Source organism: Rugamonas fusca (genome assembly GCF_014042365.1).
GTDB lineage: Bacteria > Pseudomonadota > Gammaproteobacteria > Burkholderiales > Burkholderiaceae_D > Rugamonas > Rugamonas fusca.
The window spans coordinates 89,969-103,530 of record NZ_JACEZS010000002.1; the positions used below are offsets into that span (position 1 = coordinate 89,969).

The 13,562-nt window shown below is 65.0% G+C and carries 18 protein-coding genes; 12 read left to right on the forward strand and 6 right to left on the reverse strand.

The window, feature by feature from the left end:
* Positions 1-106: 106 nt before the first annotated feature.
* Positions 107-1,390: an NADH:flavin oxidoreductase/NADH oxidase family protein gene (locus tag H3H36_RS03685; protein WP_182214206.1), complete on the forward strand. Its 1,284-nt coding sequence runs from the start codon at positions 107-109 to the stop codon at positions 1,388-1,390.
* Between the two features lie 77 nt (positions 1,391-1,467).
* Here the strand turns inward: H3H36_RS03685 and H3H36_RS03690 are convergent, their stop codons facing one another.
* A complete protein-coding gene (locus tag H3H36_RS03690; RefSeq protein WP_182214208.1) occupies positions 1,468-2,097 on the reverse strand; it encodes a LysE family translocator in 630 nt (209 codons plus the stop codon).
* A gap of 189 nt (positions 2,098-2,286) precedes the next feature.
* On the opposite strand from H3H36_RS03690, the gene H3H36_RS03695 reads away from it, so the two are divergent.
* The 5 genes from H3H36_RS03695 (at position 2,287) to H3H36_RS03715 (ending at position 5,534) form a co-directional block, all read left to right on the forward strand.
* Positions 2,287-2,835 carry a DUF1444 domain-containing protein gene (locus H3H36_RS03695; RefSeq protein ID WP_182214211.1) on the forward strand — a complete coding sequence of 183 codons (549 nt, stop codon included), beginning with the start codon at positions 2,287-2,289 and terminating at the stop codon, positions 2,833-2,835.
* A 31-nt stretch (positions 2,836-2,866) separates the two neighbouring features.
* Positions 2,867-3,526: a class I SAM-dependent methyltransferase gene (locus tag H3H36_RS03700; RefSeq protein WP_182214213.1), complete on the forward strand. Its 660-nt coding sequence runs from the start codon at positions 2,867-2,869 to the stop codon at positions 3,524-3,526.
* A gap of 104 nt (positions 3,527-3,630) precedes the next feature.
* Positions 3,631-4,254, forward strand: a complete 624-nt coding sequence (locus tag H3H36_RS03705) for a phosphohydrolase (RefSeq protein WP_182214215.1) — start codon at positions 3,631-3,633, stop codon at positions 4,252-4,254.
* Positions 4,185-4,517 carry a hypothetical protein gene (locus H3H36_RS03710; protein ID WP_182214218.1) on the forward strand — a complete coding sequence of 111 codons (333 nt, stop codon included), beginning with the start codon at positions 4,185-4,187 and terminating at the stop codon, positions 4,515-4,517. The genes H3H36_RS03705 and H3H36_RS03710 overlap by 70 nt, the downstream gene beginning before the upstream one ends.
* A 141-nt stretch (positions 4,518-4,658) precedes the next feature.
* Entirely contained in the window at positions 4,659-5,534 is an 876-nt protein-coding gene (locus tag H3H36_RS03715; RefSeq protein ID WP_229219715.1) for a PAS domain-containing protein, read from the forward strand.
* A 448-nt stretch (positions 5,535-5,982) separates the two neighbouring features.
* On the opposite strand, the gene H3H36_RS03720 is transcribed toward H3H36_RS03715, so the two are convergent.
* The gene (locus H3H36_RS03720; protein ID WP_229219716.1) at positions 5,983-6,207 is read right to left on the reverse strand and encodes a hypothetical protein; all 225 of its coding nucleotides are present in this window, start codon (positions 6,205-6,207) and stop codon (positions 5,983-5,985) included.
* Positions 6,208-6,466: 259 nt separating this feature from the next.
* Here H3H36_RS03720 and H3H36_RS03725 point away from each other — a divergent pair, with 259 nt between their 5' ends.
* Both H3H36_RS03725 and H3H36_RS03730 read left to right on the forward strand, forming a co-directional pair.
* Positions 6,467-7,042 carry a chromate transporter gene (locus H3H36_RS03725; RefSeq protein ID WP_182214220.1) on the forward strand — a complete coding sequence of 192 codons (576 nt, stop codon included), beginning with the start codon at positions 6,467-6,469 and terminating at the stop codon, positions 7,040-7,042.
* Positions 7,039-7,623 carry a chromate transporter gene (locus tag H3H36_RS03730; protein ID WP_182214222.1) on the forward strand — a complete coding sequence of 195 codons (585 nt, stop codon included), beginning with the start codon at positions 7,039-7,041 and terminating at the stop codon, positions 7,621-7,623. The genes H3H36_RS03725 and H3H36_RS03730 overlap by 4 nt, the downstream gene beginning before the upstream one ends.
* 74 nt (positions 7,624-7,697) lie before the next feature.
* Here H3H36_RS03730 and H3H36_RS03735 read toward each other — a convergent pair whose 3' ends face one another.
* Complete coding sequence (locus tag H3H36_RS03735; RefSeq protein ID WP_182214224.1) at positions 7,698-8,264, reverse strand: YceI family protein; 567 nt, start codon at positions 8,262-8,264, stop codon at positions 7,698-7,700.
* 206 nt (positions 8,265-8,470) lie between these two features.
* Between H3H36_RS03735 and H3H36_RS03740 the strand changes: the two genes are divergently transcribed.
* A complete protein-coding gene (locus H3H36_RS03740; protein WP_182214226.1) occupies positions 8,471-9,649 on the forward strand; it encodes a multidrug effflux MFS transporter in 1,179 nt (392 codons plus the stop codon).
* A gap of 6 nt (positions 9,650-9,655) precedes the next feature.
* Here H3H36_RS03740 and H3H36_RS03745 read toward each other — a convergent pair whose 3' ends face one another.
* The gene (locus H3H36_RS03745) at positions 9,656-9,904 is read right to left on the reverse strand and encodes a hypothetical protein (protein WP_182214229.1); all 249 of its coding nucleotides are present in this window, start codon (positions 9,902-9,904) and stop codon (positions 9,656-9,658) included.
* 200 nt (positions 9,905-10,104) lie between these two features.
* Here H3H36_RS03745 and H3H36_RS03750 point away from each other — a divergent pair, with 200 nt between their 5' ends.
* Positions 10,105-10,554 carry an RrF2 family transcriptional regulator gene (locus H3H36_RS03750; protein WP_182214232.1) on the forward strand — a complete coding sequence of 150 codons (450 nt, stop codon included), beginning with the start codon at positions 10,105-10,107 and terminating at the stop codon, positions 10,552-10,554.
* Positions 10,555-10,572: 18 nt separating this feature from the next.
* Here H3H36_RS03750 and H3H36_RS03755 read toward each other — a convergent pair whose 3' ends face one another.
* On the reverse strand, positions 10,573-11,154 hold the full coding sequence (locus tag H3H36_RS03755; RefSeq protein ID WP_182214234.1) for an SRPBCC family protein: 582 nt from the start codon (positions 11,152-11,154) through the stop codon (positions 10,573-10,575).
* Positions 11,155-11,447: 293 nt separating this feature from the next.
* On the opposite strand from H3H36_RS03755, the gene H3H36_RS03760 reads away from it, so the two are divergent.
* Both H3H36_RS03760 and mdcE read left to right on the forward strand, forming a co-directional pair.
* Positions 11,448-12,344, forward strand: coding sequence for a biotin-independent malonate decarboxylase subunit beta (locus H3H36_RS03760; RefSeq protein ID WP_182214236.1), 897 nt, complete (start codon positions 11,448-11,450; stop codon positions 12,342-12,344).
* The gene (gene mdcE, locus H3H36_RS03765; RefSeq protein WP_182214238.1) at positions 12,341-13,057 is read left to right on the forward strand and encodes a biotin-independent malonate decarboxylase subunit gamma; all 717 of its coding nucleotides are present in this window, start codon (positions 12,341-12,343) and stop codon (positions 13,055-13,057) included. The genes H3H36_RS03760 and mdcE overlap by 4 nt, the downstream gene beginning before the upstream one ends.
* A gap of 8 nt (positions 13,058-13,065) precedes the next feature.
* Here the strand turns inward: mdcE and trxC are convergent, their stop codons facing one another.
* Positions 13,066-13,518, reverse strand: coding sequence for a thioredoxin TrxC (gene trxC / locus H3H36_RS03770; RefSeq protein ID WP_182214240.1), 453 nt, complete (start codon positions 13,516-13,518; stop codon positions 13,066-13,068).
* Positions 13,519-13,562 lie beyond the last annotated feature (44 nt).

A 13,562-nucleotide genomic window follows, 5' to 3' on the forward strand; every position in this document is an offset into this window, starting at 1 on the left:
CGTCGGCCCGATACCGAAGCCGGGCTCTAACATCTTGCGTATTTGCACTTGACCTTCAAGTTGGCTTCAAGCTTATCGTGGCCCTATTGCCACCCTGGAGAGTCCTATGCATCCCTATCATGCGCTAGTCTTACCAAACGGAACCATCATTCAGAACCGCATCGCCAAGGCGGCGATGGAAGAAAATCTGGCCGACCAAGAGCAGGCGCCTTCGGATGCGCTGATTCGTTTGTACCAGGCGTGGGCGCAAGGCGGCGCTGGCCTGATCATCACCGGCAATGTCATGGTGGATCGCCGGGCCATGACCGGGCCGGGCACCGTGGTGCTCGATTCCGCGCAATACCTCCCCCGCTTCAAGGCATGGGCCACGACGGCGCGCGCGCATGGCGCGCAAGTGTGGATGCAGATTAACCATCCGGGACGCCAGATGCCAGCGGCCATGGGTCAGCCTACGATCGCGCCATCGGCCGTGGCGATGGACCTCGGCAAACTGTCCAGCCAGTTTGGCACACCCCGCGAGATGGACGAGGACGATATCGCCGACGTCAAACGCAGATTCGTCAGGACGGCCCTCCTGGCAAAAGAGTGTGGCTTTAACGGCGTGGAAATCCATGCCGCGCACGGTTATCTGATCAGCCAGTTCCTGTCCCCGATCAGCAACAAGCGCACCGACCGTTGGGGTGGTGCCATCGAGAACCGCGCCCGGCTGCTGACCGATATCGTCAAGGAAGTGCGCCAGGCCGTGGGACAGGATGTCGCTGTCGCCGTCAAGATCAACTCGGCGGACTTCCAGCGTGGCGGCTTCAGCACCGACGACGCGAAGCAAGTCATCACCCTGCTGAACCCATTGGCGATCGACCTGGTCGAGCTGTCCGGCGGTAGTTACGAGGCGCCGGCGATGATCGGCCAGGCCCGTGATGGCAGGACACTCGCGCGCGAAGCCTATTTCCTGGAGTTTGCACGCGACATTGCCACGGTCGCCAAGATGCCCGTCATGGTCACGGGCGGCATACGCCGTTACCCGATCGTGGAACAGGTGCTGGACAGCGGCCTCGCGATGGTGGGCATGGCGACCGCGCTGGCGATCGATCCGCGATTGCCGACAACGTGGCGCACCGACCAGGCGGCCACTGCAATGCTGCGCGCCGTCAACTGGAAAAACAAGGTGCTGGCCTCAGCCGCCCTCATGGCGATGGTGAAGTACCAGCTACGCCGCGTCAGCAGGGGGCAGGCGCCCCATCCCCTCGTCCGGCCAGTGTTCGCTCTGCTGGCGCAACAGTTGCAGGAGGCCATACAGACCCAGCGCTATCGCCGCCAGATGAAGGCGCACGAAAAAAATGCCCGCACCCTTGCGGGGCGGGCGAAAGTTTTCAAATCGGGAGAGACTTGAAAGAGCAAGGCCATTGTGGCAGTGCAGCATGACGGCTTGATGACATCGATGGTGTTTGCGACCACGCTTCCACGTGCTCAGCGGGCCACGATCAAACGCACGCCCAGGCCGACGAAAATCGTGCCGGCCATCCGGTCCAGCCACAGCCCGGCGCGCGGCCGGCGGTTGAGCCAGGCGCCCACTGCCCCCGAGAAATAGCCCAGCAAACCAAACAGCACACAGGCCTGGGCCGTGAAAATCAGCCCCAGCTGCGCCGTCTGCCAGCTGGCCCCGCCCCGCTCGGCCACCACGAACTGCGGCAGGAACGACAGGAAGAACAGCACGACCTTGGGATTGATGCTGTTGGCAAACAATCCCTTGGCGAACAACTTGCCCAGCGATTCATCGGGCGAGGTGCTGCCATCCACCCGGACGCCGCCGCGGCTGCGCAAGGCGCCTATACCCAGCCAGACCAGATACAGGCCGCCTGCCAGCTTCAGGCCGCCAAACGCCAGCGGTGACGCCTTGATCAGGGCGCTCACGCCCAGCGCCGCCAGCACCGTGTGGCTCAAGCAACCCAGGGCGCAGCCGAATCCAAACGCCATGCCCTGGCGCCGCCCGCGCGACATGCCCACACCCAACACCATCAGGTTGTCCGGCCCTGGCGACACAGTGATCAGCAGCGCGGCCGCGAGAAAGGCGAAAAATTGTTCTGGAGCTATTAACACGGCGCGCACCTCGGCAAAAAGACGAAAAGCGCCATAATACCTTCCGGCCGTCAATTCCCATCCAAAAATCCAGACACCACATCCCGCGCGCGCTGGTCGAAACGACAATGGCTCGTTTAGAATGGGACGCAGTATGCTTGCCAATCTACAAACACCGCACCGCAGCCCCAGGCGCACGCAAGGATAGCCATGAGCGACACCCTGTTTATCGTTCCCATGCTCAAGCAGCTGGCCAGGCCCGATGGCGCGGGCACGCTGGCCGACCTGGCGCCAGCCGACACCCCCGTGGTGCGTCCGCTGGCAGCCGACGTGGTCGTCATGTACGCGATCGACCGCCCCAACCGGCTTGAATACATCACCCGCAAGACCTTCGACACCATGGACATGGACCTGGACGCGCTGCACCAGCTGGCCGTCAGGAACCTGCCGCGCTGCCTGGACCGTATCCAGCTGCACGATTGCGGCGATGGCGTCATCGGCATCTCGGCCGGCGGCACCTTCGAGGCCACCTTGCTGCTGCTCGACGACCTGTGGCCGCGCCTGGCGCCCCACCTGCCCGGCCAGCCGCTGGCGGCCATTCCGTCGCGCGACCTGATCTTCACCATCGGATCGGCCCAGCCGCGCGCGTTCGAGCTGATCGCGGAACGGGCAAGGACGCCCCTGGCCGACCGCCACCACGCATTGTCCACCGCCGTGTTCATCCGCCAGGACCATGGCTGGAGCGCTTACAACAACTGAGACAACTGATCCGCATCCCGGGAGTCGCCGCATGGCCAACCGCACCCTCGAACTTGACGACACGCTCTATCAATACGTGCTCGACCATTCCATCCGCGAGCATCCGGCCCAAACAGCGTTGCGGGCCGCGACGGCCAGCCATCCGCTGGCCCGCATGCAGATTTCCCCTGAGCAGGGGCAATTCATGGCCCTGCTCGTCAAACTGATGGGCGCGCGCCGCACCATCGAGATCGGCGTGTTTACCGGCTACAGCGCGCTATCGGTGGCACTGGCCCTGCCCGCCCACGGACGCCTGCTGGCCTGCGACCTGAACGACGCGTACACGCGCATCGGCCAGCCCTACTGGGAACAGGCCGGCGTGGCCGACCGGATCGAATTGTGCCTGGGCCCGGCGCTGGAAACGCTGGACGCCAGGCTGGCCGGCGGCGAGGCGGGACTATATGATTTCGCCTTCATCGACGCCGATAAGGTCAGCTACGACGGTTATTACGAGCGCTGCCTGCAGCTGGTGCGCAGTGGCGGCCTGATCGCCATCGACAACACGCTGTGGAGCGGCCAGGTGGCCGCCCCCGCCACCACGGACGACACGGCCGCCTTGCAGGCACTGAACACGAAGCTGCACGCGGATCAACGCATCGACCTGTCCCTGCTGCCGCTCAGCGATGGCCTGACGCTGGCGCGCAAGCGCTGACGCCGTGCCAGCATCCAAAAAGCAACACACCTGGCCGCGCCCGGCCCTGCCACGGTGTACGATGGTGGCGTGACGCGACGCGCAATACAGGAAAGGATGCACAGATGGGTCGCGACAACCGCGCCTGGGTACGCATGCCATCGGGCAAGCGCCTCGATTTGCTGGACCCCACGCCACTGGACTGGGACGATACGGACCTGGCGCTGGGCCTGGCCCGCACCTACCGCTGGGGTGGCCATTCGCGCTGGCACCTGCCCCTGTCGGTGGCCCAGCACTCGATCACGGTCATGCTGTTGCGGCGCGCCATGTCAGCCACGCCGCTGTCGCCGGAAGTGGAACTGCGCGAACTGATCCACGATGGCGACGAGGGCCTGATCGGCTTTGACTGCCTGAGCCCACTCAAACCTTTCCTTGGTGAACGATTCCAGCAACTGAGCCAGCGCCTGCAGGATGCCGTGTTCCAACGCTACGGCCTGCAACGGTGGACGGCCCAGGAATTCATCGCCCACAAACGGGCCGACCGGGTGGCCGCCGCCAGCGAGGCCGTGCATGTCGTTGGCTGGTCCGAGGAGGAAGTCCGGCGCACGCTCAAGATCAGCGAACGGCCGCTGCAGGACGATCCGCTGCAGCCCCATTACGGCGGCCAGGCATGGGAACCATGGCCGCCGTTGCTGGCGCAGCAGCGTTTCCTGGAGGAATTGCAGCGCCTGGTGGCCGCCTGCGGGTGACGGGAATACCACACGCTGCACCTGTTTTCTCAACTTTGGTGCCTAAGCGCGTGTTCGACAAGCATTTTTCGCAGATATCCACACCAACTGTGGATAACGTTGTGGGTAACCGCCACTTGACAGCCCGGCAGGCCAGTATTGGCGCGGGTTTCAACAAAATGCCCATTCTGGAGGCAGAAAAAATATTCAATACAATCAATGACTTACGTATTGTTAAATTGGGATGCGCGGGCAGTTTTCAAGTCCGTGCAAAATATTTTTAATGCCGATTGGAAATCTTTTGCGCCGCCGCCGGGAATCCTTTGACAAAACGCCGGGGCAGGAATAGTGTCACTCTAACTGCCGCATTTCACAGGCGTTGCAGTACACTACGCGCCCCTTCTAGACTTGCCGTGAGAAATTGCATGGACGTGAATAACGACGACTCGACAAACTGGATGATCGAGGACGAGGTGGCGCCAGCCAAGCCCGCGGCCGCCCAGGCGCCTGCGCCGTGGCGCGTGCTGATTGTGGATGATGACGTCGACGTGCATGTGGTTACCAAATTCTCCCTCAGCAATGCCTGCTTCATGGGCCGGCGCATCAGCTTCCTGCATGCCTACAGCGGCGAGGAAGCCTTGAGCACCTTGCGCGCCAACCCGGACGTGGCGCTGGTGTTACTCGACGTCATCATGGAGACGAGCGACGCCGGCCTGCGCGTGGCCCGCCAGATCCGCGACGCGCTGGGCAACCACCTGGTGCGCATCGTGCTGCGCACGGGCCAACCTGGCCAGGCGCTGGAACACAGCATCATCCTCGATTACGACATCAACGACTTCTGGTGCAAGACCGACCTAACCACGCGCAAACTGTTCACGACCGTGATCTCGTCGCTGCGGGCCTACGCGGGCCTGGAAGCGGCCGAGCAGCGCAACCGCGCGCTGCAATCGGAACTGAGCCAGGCGCGCCGCCTGCTGGCGGCGGTGGACCAGCATGCGCTGATCATGACGGTCAATGCCGCCGGCAAGATCGCCGACGTGAATGACAAGCTGTGCGCCGTGCTGCGCTTCGCGCCGGAGCAGTTGCTGGGCCAGTCGCCGCGCATCCTGCATGCCGCGCCCTTCCCCCAGGACCAATTGAACGACGCGCTGCAAGCGCTCAAGGATGGCGAAGCCTGGAGTGACGTGGTGACGGCCTACACCAGCGAAGGCCAGCCCCTGCGGCTGCGCACCACCATCATGCCGGCGCCCGATGCCGGGGGGCAGACGGAAGCCTACGTGGCCGTCGCCAGCCTGATCTGATGCAACGGCCGCCACAGGGCCAGACACTGTTCAGGCATACAGTAGTGAACTGCTTTCATTTTCGGTCAATTTTCCCTGTACTTGCCTGCATCTTGCCGGCATTGTGACAGCGGCCCACGCTAAGTCGCGGATTGTTAAGCACTTTTTCGGATATCCACAATGACTGTGGATATCTTTGTGGACAAGCCCCTCTTGACAACCCAAAAAGCCTGTACTGACGGGCCTTTCAACAAACTGCCTATCCAGAAGGCAAAAATTAAACCTCATAAAATCAAAGACTTAGAATATCACCAATTGTCACCATGAAAGTTACTACAAAAAATCTTTCACTGCTGTTTTGTGTATAACTGGAGGCGCGGCGGGCGGCCGGGAAACGGGAAGGGAAGCGCTGCTTCCAGCCCGGTGGAAACTTCTGTGACCAGGCTGGAATATTGGGCGGGGTGACGGCTCAGTGGCGGGATTTTCGGCGCTGTTCGGGGTGCAATAGGACCCGTTCGATGATGTGGGGCTGGACGTTGTTCGATTTCAGGTATTCAATCGCGCACATGGTATTGAAACTGGCTTGCACCAGGATGCCGCGATCGACCACGTCGCGGCAGTGCTCGTCGGTTCTCGCTTGATACAGGTCAGCAGGCACGGGCGGTTCTGTGGGTTGCATGCTCAGTACGTTCATCGCAATCCTCTACTCGTCTATTGGATGGCGGCCAGCTCCTCATCTGGCCGGGCGCCGGGCTGGCTGCCAAAAACGAGTATTGGCGATGGCGCGCCAAAGTCAATGTCAGCTTCCCATCGTCATCAAATAAAATGTTTTTCCGGCACCCCGCGCCGGCCGTGCCGTTTTGTGCTAAATCAAACAAAGCGTGGCTGGCGGCACGCGAACCCGCATACAACTGTGCCACACGGCAATTGAATAGCCATGCCATAATGGCGCCATGAGCGCTCCACCTGTGCCGGAACGGCCCCGCCCCACTTCCCTGACTGATCTGTTTATCTCGTTTACCGTGCTGGCCCTGCAGGGCTTTGGCGGCGTGCTGGCCGTCGTGCAGCGCGAGCTGGTCGAGCGCAAGCGCTGGCTGAGCCAAGAGGAATTCGTCGAAGAATGGGCCGTGGCCCAGATCATGCCCGGCCCCAACGTGGTCAACCTGTCCATGATGATAGGCGGACGCTATTTTGGCCTGCCCGGCGCCATGGCTGCCCTGGCCGGGATGCTGACGGTGCCGCTGCTGCTGGTGTTGTTGCTGGCCCTGCTCCATTCCCATTTCGCCAGCCATCCTGGCGTGGCCGGCGCCTTGCGCGGCATGGCGGCCGTGTCGGCCGGCATGATCGCGGCCACCGGCTTGAAACTGACGGCGGCGTTGCGGCGCCACCCCTTGCCGCTGACGTGGTCGCTGCCTATTGCCGCGCTGGGCGTGGTATGCGTGGTGGTGCTGCACTGGCCGCTGATCTATACCCTGCTCTTGCTGGGCGGCCTCGGTTGCTGGCTTACCTACCGGAACATGCGGCCATGAACGCGCCTTTGCACCTGACGCTGGACTGGGCCGACTGGCTCAACCTGTTTGGCCACTACCTGATGCTGTCGCTGATGTCGATCGGCGGCGCCATCTCCACCACGGCCGAGATGCACCGTTTCCTGGTGGAGGAACATCACTGGCTCACCCAGTCCCAATTCAACGACTCGATCGCCATCGCCCAGGCGGCGCCGGGGCCCAACGTGCTGTTCGTGGCGCTGATGGGCTGGAATGTGGGCCTGAACGCAGGCAGCTACCTGGCGGCGCTGGCTGGGGTGGCGGTGACAATGACGGGCATCATGGTGCCCAGCACCACCATCACCTATCTGGCCGCGCGCTGGGGCCACCAGAACCGCGAATTACTGGGCGTGCGTGCCTTCAAGCAGGGCATGGCGCCCGTCGTGGTGGGATTGATGGTGTCGGTGGGCATCATCCTGGGCAGCGCCCATGGCGATATCGCCCTGGACTGGCCGCTGTGGCTGCTGTCGGTCGCGGCCGGATTGATCATCTGGCGCACCAGGATACACTTGCTGTGGCTGCTGGCGGCTGGCGCCGTACTGGGCTGGTTCCAGCTGGTGTGAGGCGGTGAATAACCAGGCAAAGCCGGGCGGTAGGCAGCGCGCCATGCTGGCGCCCCGCTCCGCCCGCCTCATCCTTATTCCTTGACGGCTTCGACAGCGAAGGTCAGCGTCACGTCATCGCCCACGTAGGGCGCATATTTGCCGGCGTTGAACTCGGTACGCTTGATCTTGGCGACGGCGTTGGCGCCGCACGCTTCCTTCTTCAACATCGGGTGGGGCATACACATGAACGACGTCACCGTCAGCGTGACGGGCTTGGTCACGCCCTTGATGGTCAGGTTGCCGTCGACGGAGGCCAGCTTGTCGCCGTCAAAGTTGAACTTGGTCGACTTGTAGGTAATGACGGGATACCTGGCCGTGTCGAGAAAGTCCTCGCCCTGCAGGTGGCCATTGAAGGTCGGATAGCCGGTATCGACGGATTTGGCATCGATCGTCACGTCCACCGAACCCGTCTTGGCTGCGCGATCCAGCACGATCTTGCCCGTCGTGCTGTCAAAGCGGCTCAACTGCGTCGAATAGCCGAAGTGGCTGTATTCGAAGCGCGAGAAGGTGTGGGTGCTGTCCATGACGAAGGTTTCCGGCGTGGCCGAGGCGGCCAGGGAGAAACCGGCGGCGAACAACAGGGCGACTAACTTTTTCATTACGAACTCCAGGTAAGCGGTGGTGAGCGGCCCGGATGGCACAGCTCAAGTGTGAGGCCGATTATGCGACGGCAGAGATTCGATGTAAAACGCAAAATTTGGCCTTTTACTATCGAAAAAATCGATCAATTACCCGAAGCGGCCCATCCCGTACCGGCCCAGCCCGGCTAGCGTAAAATACCGTTCCAACGAACAAGAATCACGCCATGCATATCCTGCTCACCTTGCTCCTGGCCGGCCTGACCATGGTCGGACCATTGGCAATCGATACCTATCTTCCGTCTTTCCCAGCCATCACCCGCGATTTCGACGCTACGCCGCTTGCCATCCAGCAAACGCTAAGCCTGTTCATGTTTTGCTTCGCCGCCATGATGCTGTTTTACGGCACCCTGTCGGACTCGTTCGGCCGCCGCCCCGTGATCCTGGCCTCGCTGCTGCTGTATATCGGCGCCTCCATCGGTGGCGCGCTGGCGCCCACACTGGGCGTGCTGCTGGTGTGCCGCGCGCTGCAGGGCCTGGCGGCCGGGGCCGGGTCCGTCGTCGGCCGCGCCATCGTGCAAGACCGCTTCGAAGGCGCCGCGGCCCAAAAGATCCTGTCGCACGTGATGATGGTGTTCGGCCTGGCGCCGGCCATCGCGCCCGTGCTGGGCGGCTGGCTGCAGGTGAGCCTGGGCTGGCGCGCCATCTTCTGGTTCCTGGCCGGCTTCGGGGCGCTGATGTTCGTGGCCGTGCAGCGGGCGCTGCCGGAGAGCTTGCCGCCCCGCTCGCGCCACCCGTTCCACCTGGGTGCGATTGCGGCCAATTACTGGAAAGTGCTGTGCCACCACCAGTTCCTGCTGCTGTCCGTGGCCATCGGCCTGAGCTTTGGCGGCTTCGCGCTCTACATCGGCTCGGCCGCCTATTTCGTCATCGACATCCTGCACCTGCCCGAGACGGCCTTCGCCTGGCTGTTCGTTCCGCTCATCAGCGGCATGGTGGTCGGCTCGGCGCTGGCCGCCAGGTTCGCGCATCACTACGCGCCGCGCACGCTGGTCTGGCTCGGCTACGGGCTGATGGCCTTGTCGGCGGCCGCCAACGTGGGCTACAACTATTGCTACGCGGCCGCCGTGCCCTGGGCCGTGCTGCCGCTGTTCGTCTATTCGTTCGCATTGGCGCTGGCCATGCCGCCGCTGACCATGATGGCGCTCAACCATTTCCCGGACCATCGCGGCCTGGCCTCGTCGATGCAATCGTTCATCCAGATGCTGCTGTTCGCGCTGGTGTCGGGCCTGGTGGCGCCGCTGCTGTTCGACAGCGCCTTCAAGCTCGCCTGCGGTGTCCTGGCCGGGCTGGTGGCCAGCCTGGCGGCGTGGATGCTGGGCCGGCCTGCGCGGCCGGCGCACTGATGCCGCTCACGGCCACGGCGTCGGGGTGACGTCCTCGTACTGTGGCCCGCCTTCGGACGGTTCCGGCACGTGCTGGCCCGGCACGGGATGGCGCGCGTCGGCCAGGGCCAGGATTTCCTTGCGTGCTTCCACGAAATCGGCGCTCGACAGGGGATGCTGCGCATCGGGCCAGTTGTCGATGGCCCACTGCTGCAACGCCTCGAAGCGGCGCCACAGTTCACCGACGAACTGCCGGCGCTGGTCGCTGTTGTCCATGATGCCTCCGCTTGTGAGAATGGTTCAATGTGTGGCAAGCTGCCCGCAGGGCCGCGCAGGCAGCTCCGTTGCGACCATCATAGCGCAATCATGCGCGGCGCCAGCGGCGGTGGGCTCAATTTCCCTCGTGCCCCGGCCAGCAAGTAAAATAGCAATTTGCAAGGGGCACCGCCGCCCGCCCCGCCACCACGGAACCGACGATGCGACTGACTTCCTTCACCGATTACACGCTGCGCACGCTGCTCTACCTGAGCGCCCATCGGGATCGCCTGGTCACCATCCAGGACATCGCCGACGTGCATGCCATTTCCAAGAACCACCTGATGAAAGTGGTGTACCAGCTGGGCCAGTCCGGGCTGGTGGAAACAGTACGTGGACGCAACGGCGGCCTGCGGCTGGGCCGCGAGCCCAAGGACATCAACATCGGCCAGCTGATCCGCGACACGGAATCGGATTTCTACATGGCCGAATGCTTCGACCGCGACCACAACACTTGCCCGCTGACGGGCGATTGCCGCCTCAAATCGGCACTGGGCCAGGCTACCCGCGCCTACCTCGACGTGCTCGACCGGCTGACCTTGCAGGACATGTTGCCCGGCGCCGCCCCGTCGGCCGAAGGCGCGCCCGTCATCCTGCAACGGCGCACCTGAGCCGGCATGGCGCAACGCTCACGAGGCCGGCACACCGGCTGCCGCGCGCCGGTCCGGCCCGGCCATGCGGGGCACGGGCGCCTGCCCTTCCAGCACCGCCTTCAGGCGCCGCAGCGCTTCGGCTGATTCGGCCGTCACCTGGCGCCGCACCCGCAACTGATCCGCCAGCAGGAACAACAGGTTGGGCCGCGCATAATCAAATTCACGCTCGAACAGCGTGCCTCCATCGACCGCCGTGAGCCGGTAGCTGACCTTGCCGCTGCCGCCGTCCTCGATCTGGCCCGCGATGGCCCAGCGCTCGGGCACCTGGCGTTGCACCACGGTCCAGCGCACCCGCCCCTGGTAACCGGCCACGATGAAATCCTCGTCCACCACCTCACCCACCCGCAACGAATGATCGGTCGCCCCCGCCACGGCCAGCGACGACGGATGCCAGCGCGGCCAGTTGCCCGGCGTGGTCACATAGTCGAACACGGCGCCCGGACTGCGGGCGATGACGGCGCTGGTGCGCACCGTCCCTGGCGGCAGCGGCAACGGCGCCAGCAGCACGGCGCCCACGGTCACCAGCAAGGCCAGGCCAAACACGGGAATGCGGCGCATCCAAGTCTCCAGTCTGCCGGAGGGCGCCGGCGCGCGCGACCGCGGCTGGCCGCACCAGCCACGTCGCCCCATTATAGCCACGCGGCGGAGCACTACCGCCGGCCGGCCGTTTTCGATTATCCTGAGCATCGCCCGCCCGGCACGCCTGAGCTGCCGCCGCGCGCCATGACCCATCGACCCCAGACCAGACCGAGCCAGCCACACATGCCCGCACCACGCATCAGCCCCCCACCATCCATCCCACCCACCGGGCGCCCGCACGTGGCGGCACCCGCCCTGCCGGGAGCGGCGCCATGAGCAGCTACCTGGCCGCGACCGCGCGCGAGCGCCTGGACGGCGTGTTCGACGCGGGCAGCTTCGTGGCCTTCGACGGGGCGGGGACGGAGATGGCCAGTCCGCACCTGGCCCTGTTCCACGTGCCGGCCGCGCCCGGCGATGGCGTGGCCGTGGGCCGCGCGACGCTGGCCGGCGTATCCGTCTACGTGGCCGCGCAGGACGGCAGCTTCATGGGTGGCGCCGTGGGCGAAGTGCATGGAGCCAGGCTGGCCGGGCTGCTGCGGCGCGCCGCCCGCGACCGGGTGGCGGCCGTCGTGTTGCTGATCGACTCGGGCGGGGTGCGTCTGCATGAGGCAAATGCGGGGCTGATCGCCGTGTCCGAGGTGATGCGCGCCCTGCTCGATGCGCGCGCCGCCGGCGTGCCCGTGGTGGCGCTGGTCGGGGGCGCCAACGGCGCCTTCGGCGGCATGGGCATCATCGCCTGCTGCGCCAACGTGGTGCTGATGTCGGCCGAGGCGCGGCTGGCCATGTCCGGCCCGGAAGTGATCGCCAGCAGCCATGGCAGCGCGGAATTCGACCCGCGCGACCGCGCCCTGGTGTGGCGCACCACGGGCGGCAAGCACCGCTATTTGCTCGGCGACTGCCAGCTGCTGGTGGCGGACGACCTGGCGGCGTTCCGCCAGGGGGCGTTGGATGCCCTGGCCCGCTGCACCAGCGCGCCAGTACCACTGACGCTGGACGCGCTGGAGCGGGAACAGCAACTGCTGGCCAGCCGCATCGAACGCTTTGGCGCGCTGCGCGATCCGTCAGACATCTGGCAAGCACTGGGCATGCCCGATGCCCACAACGTTCCCGTGCTGGCGGCGCCTGCCTTCGTCGACGCCGCCGCACCATACCGGCTGGGTGCCCCATGACGACGTGGACCACCTTGGCGGCGGCCCTGTTCCCGCAAGGCCACACGATCACGGAACAGGACGACTTCCTGAACGGCGTGGCGCAGGTCGATGGCCAGACGGTGGCCGTGATCGGCACCACGCGCCATGCGGCGATCGGGGTGGAGATCGCGCTGGCGCAAGCGCAAGCCGTGCTGCGCACGGTGCGCGACGCGCCGGGCCGCCCCATCGTGCTGCTGGTCGACACCCAGGGCCAGCGCCTGCGCCACCGCGACGAAATGCTGGGCATTCAGCGCTACATGGCGCACCTGGGCAAATGCCTGGAACTGGCGCGCCAGCGCGGCCACCGCATCGTCGCGCTGGTGTATGACCAGGCGCTGTCGGGCGGCTTCGTCAGCACGGGCCTGATGGCCGACGGCTGCTACGCCCTGCCCGACGCCACCATCCGCGTCATGGGGCTGGCGGCCATGGCGCGCATCACCAAAGTGCCGGAGGCGGAATTGGCACAACTGGCGCGCAGCCATCCCGTGTTCGCGCCGGGGCCGGAAAACTACACCCGCATGGGCGCGCTGCAAGCGATCTGGCATGGCGACCTGGCCGCCGCGCTGGCCAACGCGCTGGCCCAAGTCCGGCCCACGGACGAGCGCGCCGCGCTGGGCCTGGCGCGTGGCGGCAGGCAGAACGCTTATCCGGTGATGGCGGCCGTGATGGGCGACGTTGCCGCCGCATCGTGAGCGGGCCGTTAGCGGCGCAAGTGCTGGGTGGCCCAGTTGACGATATTGGCCGCATCCATGGCACCGGGCTGGCGCGCCACTTCCCGTCCTTGCTGAAACAGCGCCAGCGTGGGGATGCTGCGGATCGCATAGCGTGCGGCCAGTTCCTGGGCCTCCTCCGTATTGAGTTTGACGACCCGGAAGGCCGGCTCCAGCCGCTGCGCCGCCTGCGCGTAGTGGGGCGCCATCGAACGGCAGGGCCCGCACCACGGCGCCCAGAAGTCCACCAGGACGGGAATGTCGCTGCGCTCGATATGCTTGAGGAAGCGGGCCGCCGGCAGCTCCAGAGGCTCACCCGTGAACAGGGCCGCCTGGCATTTGCCGCACACGGGCTGCTGTCGCAACCTGGCCGCGGGTACGCGGTTGACGGCGTCGCAATGGGGGCAAACGATGTGCAGCGATGGACTGGTATCGGCGGTCATGGCAAGTGCCTTGTATGTTGACAGTAAACAGCTGCAAGGGTAGC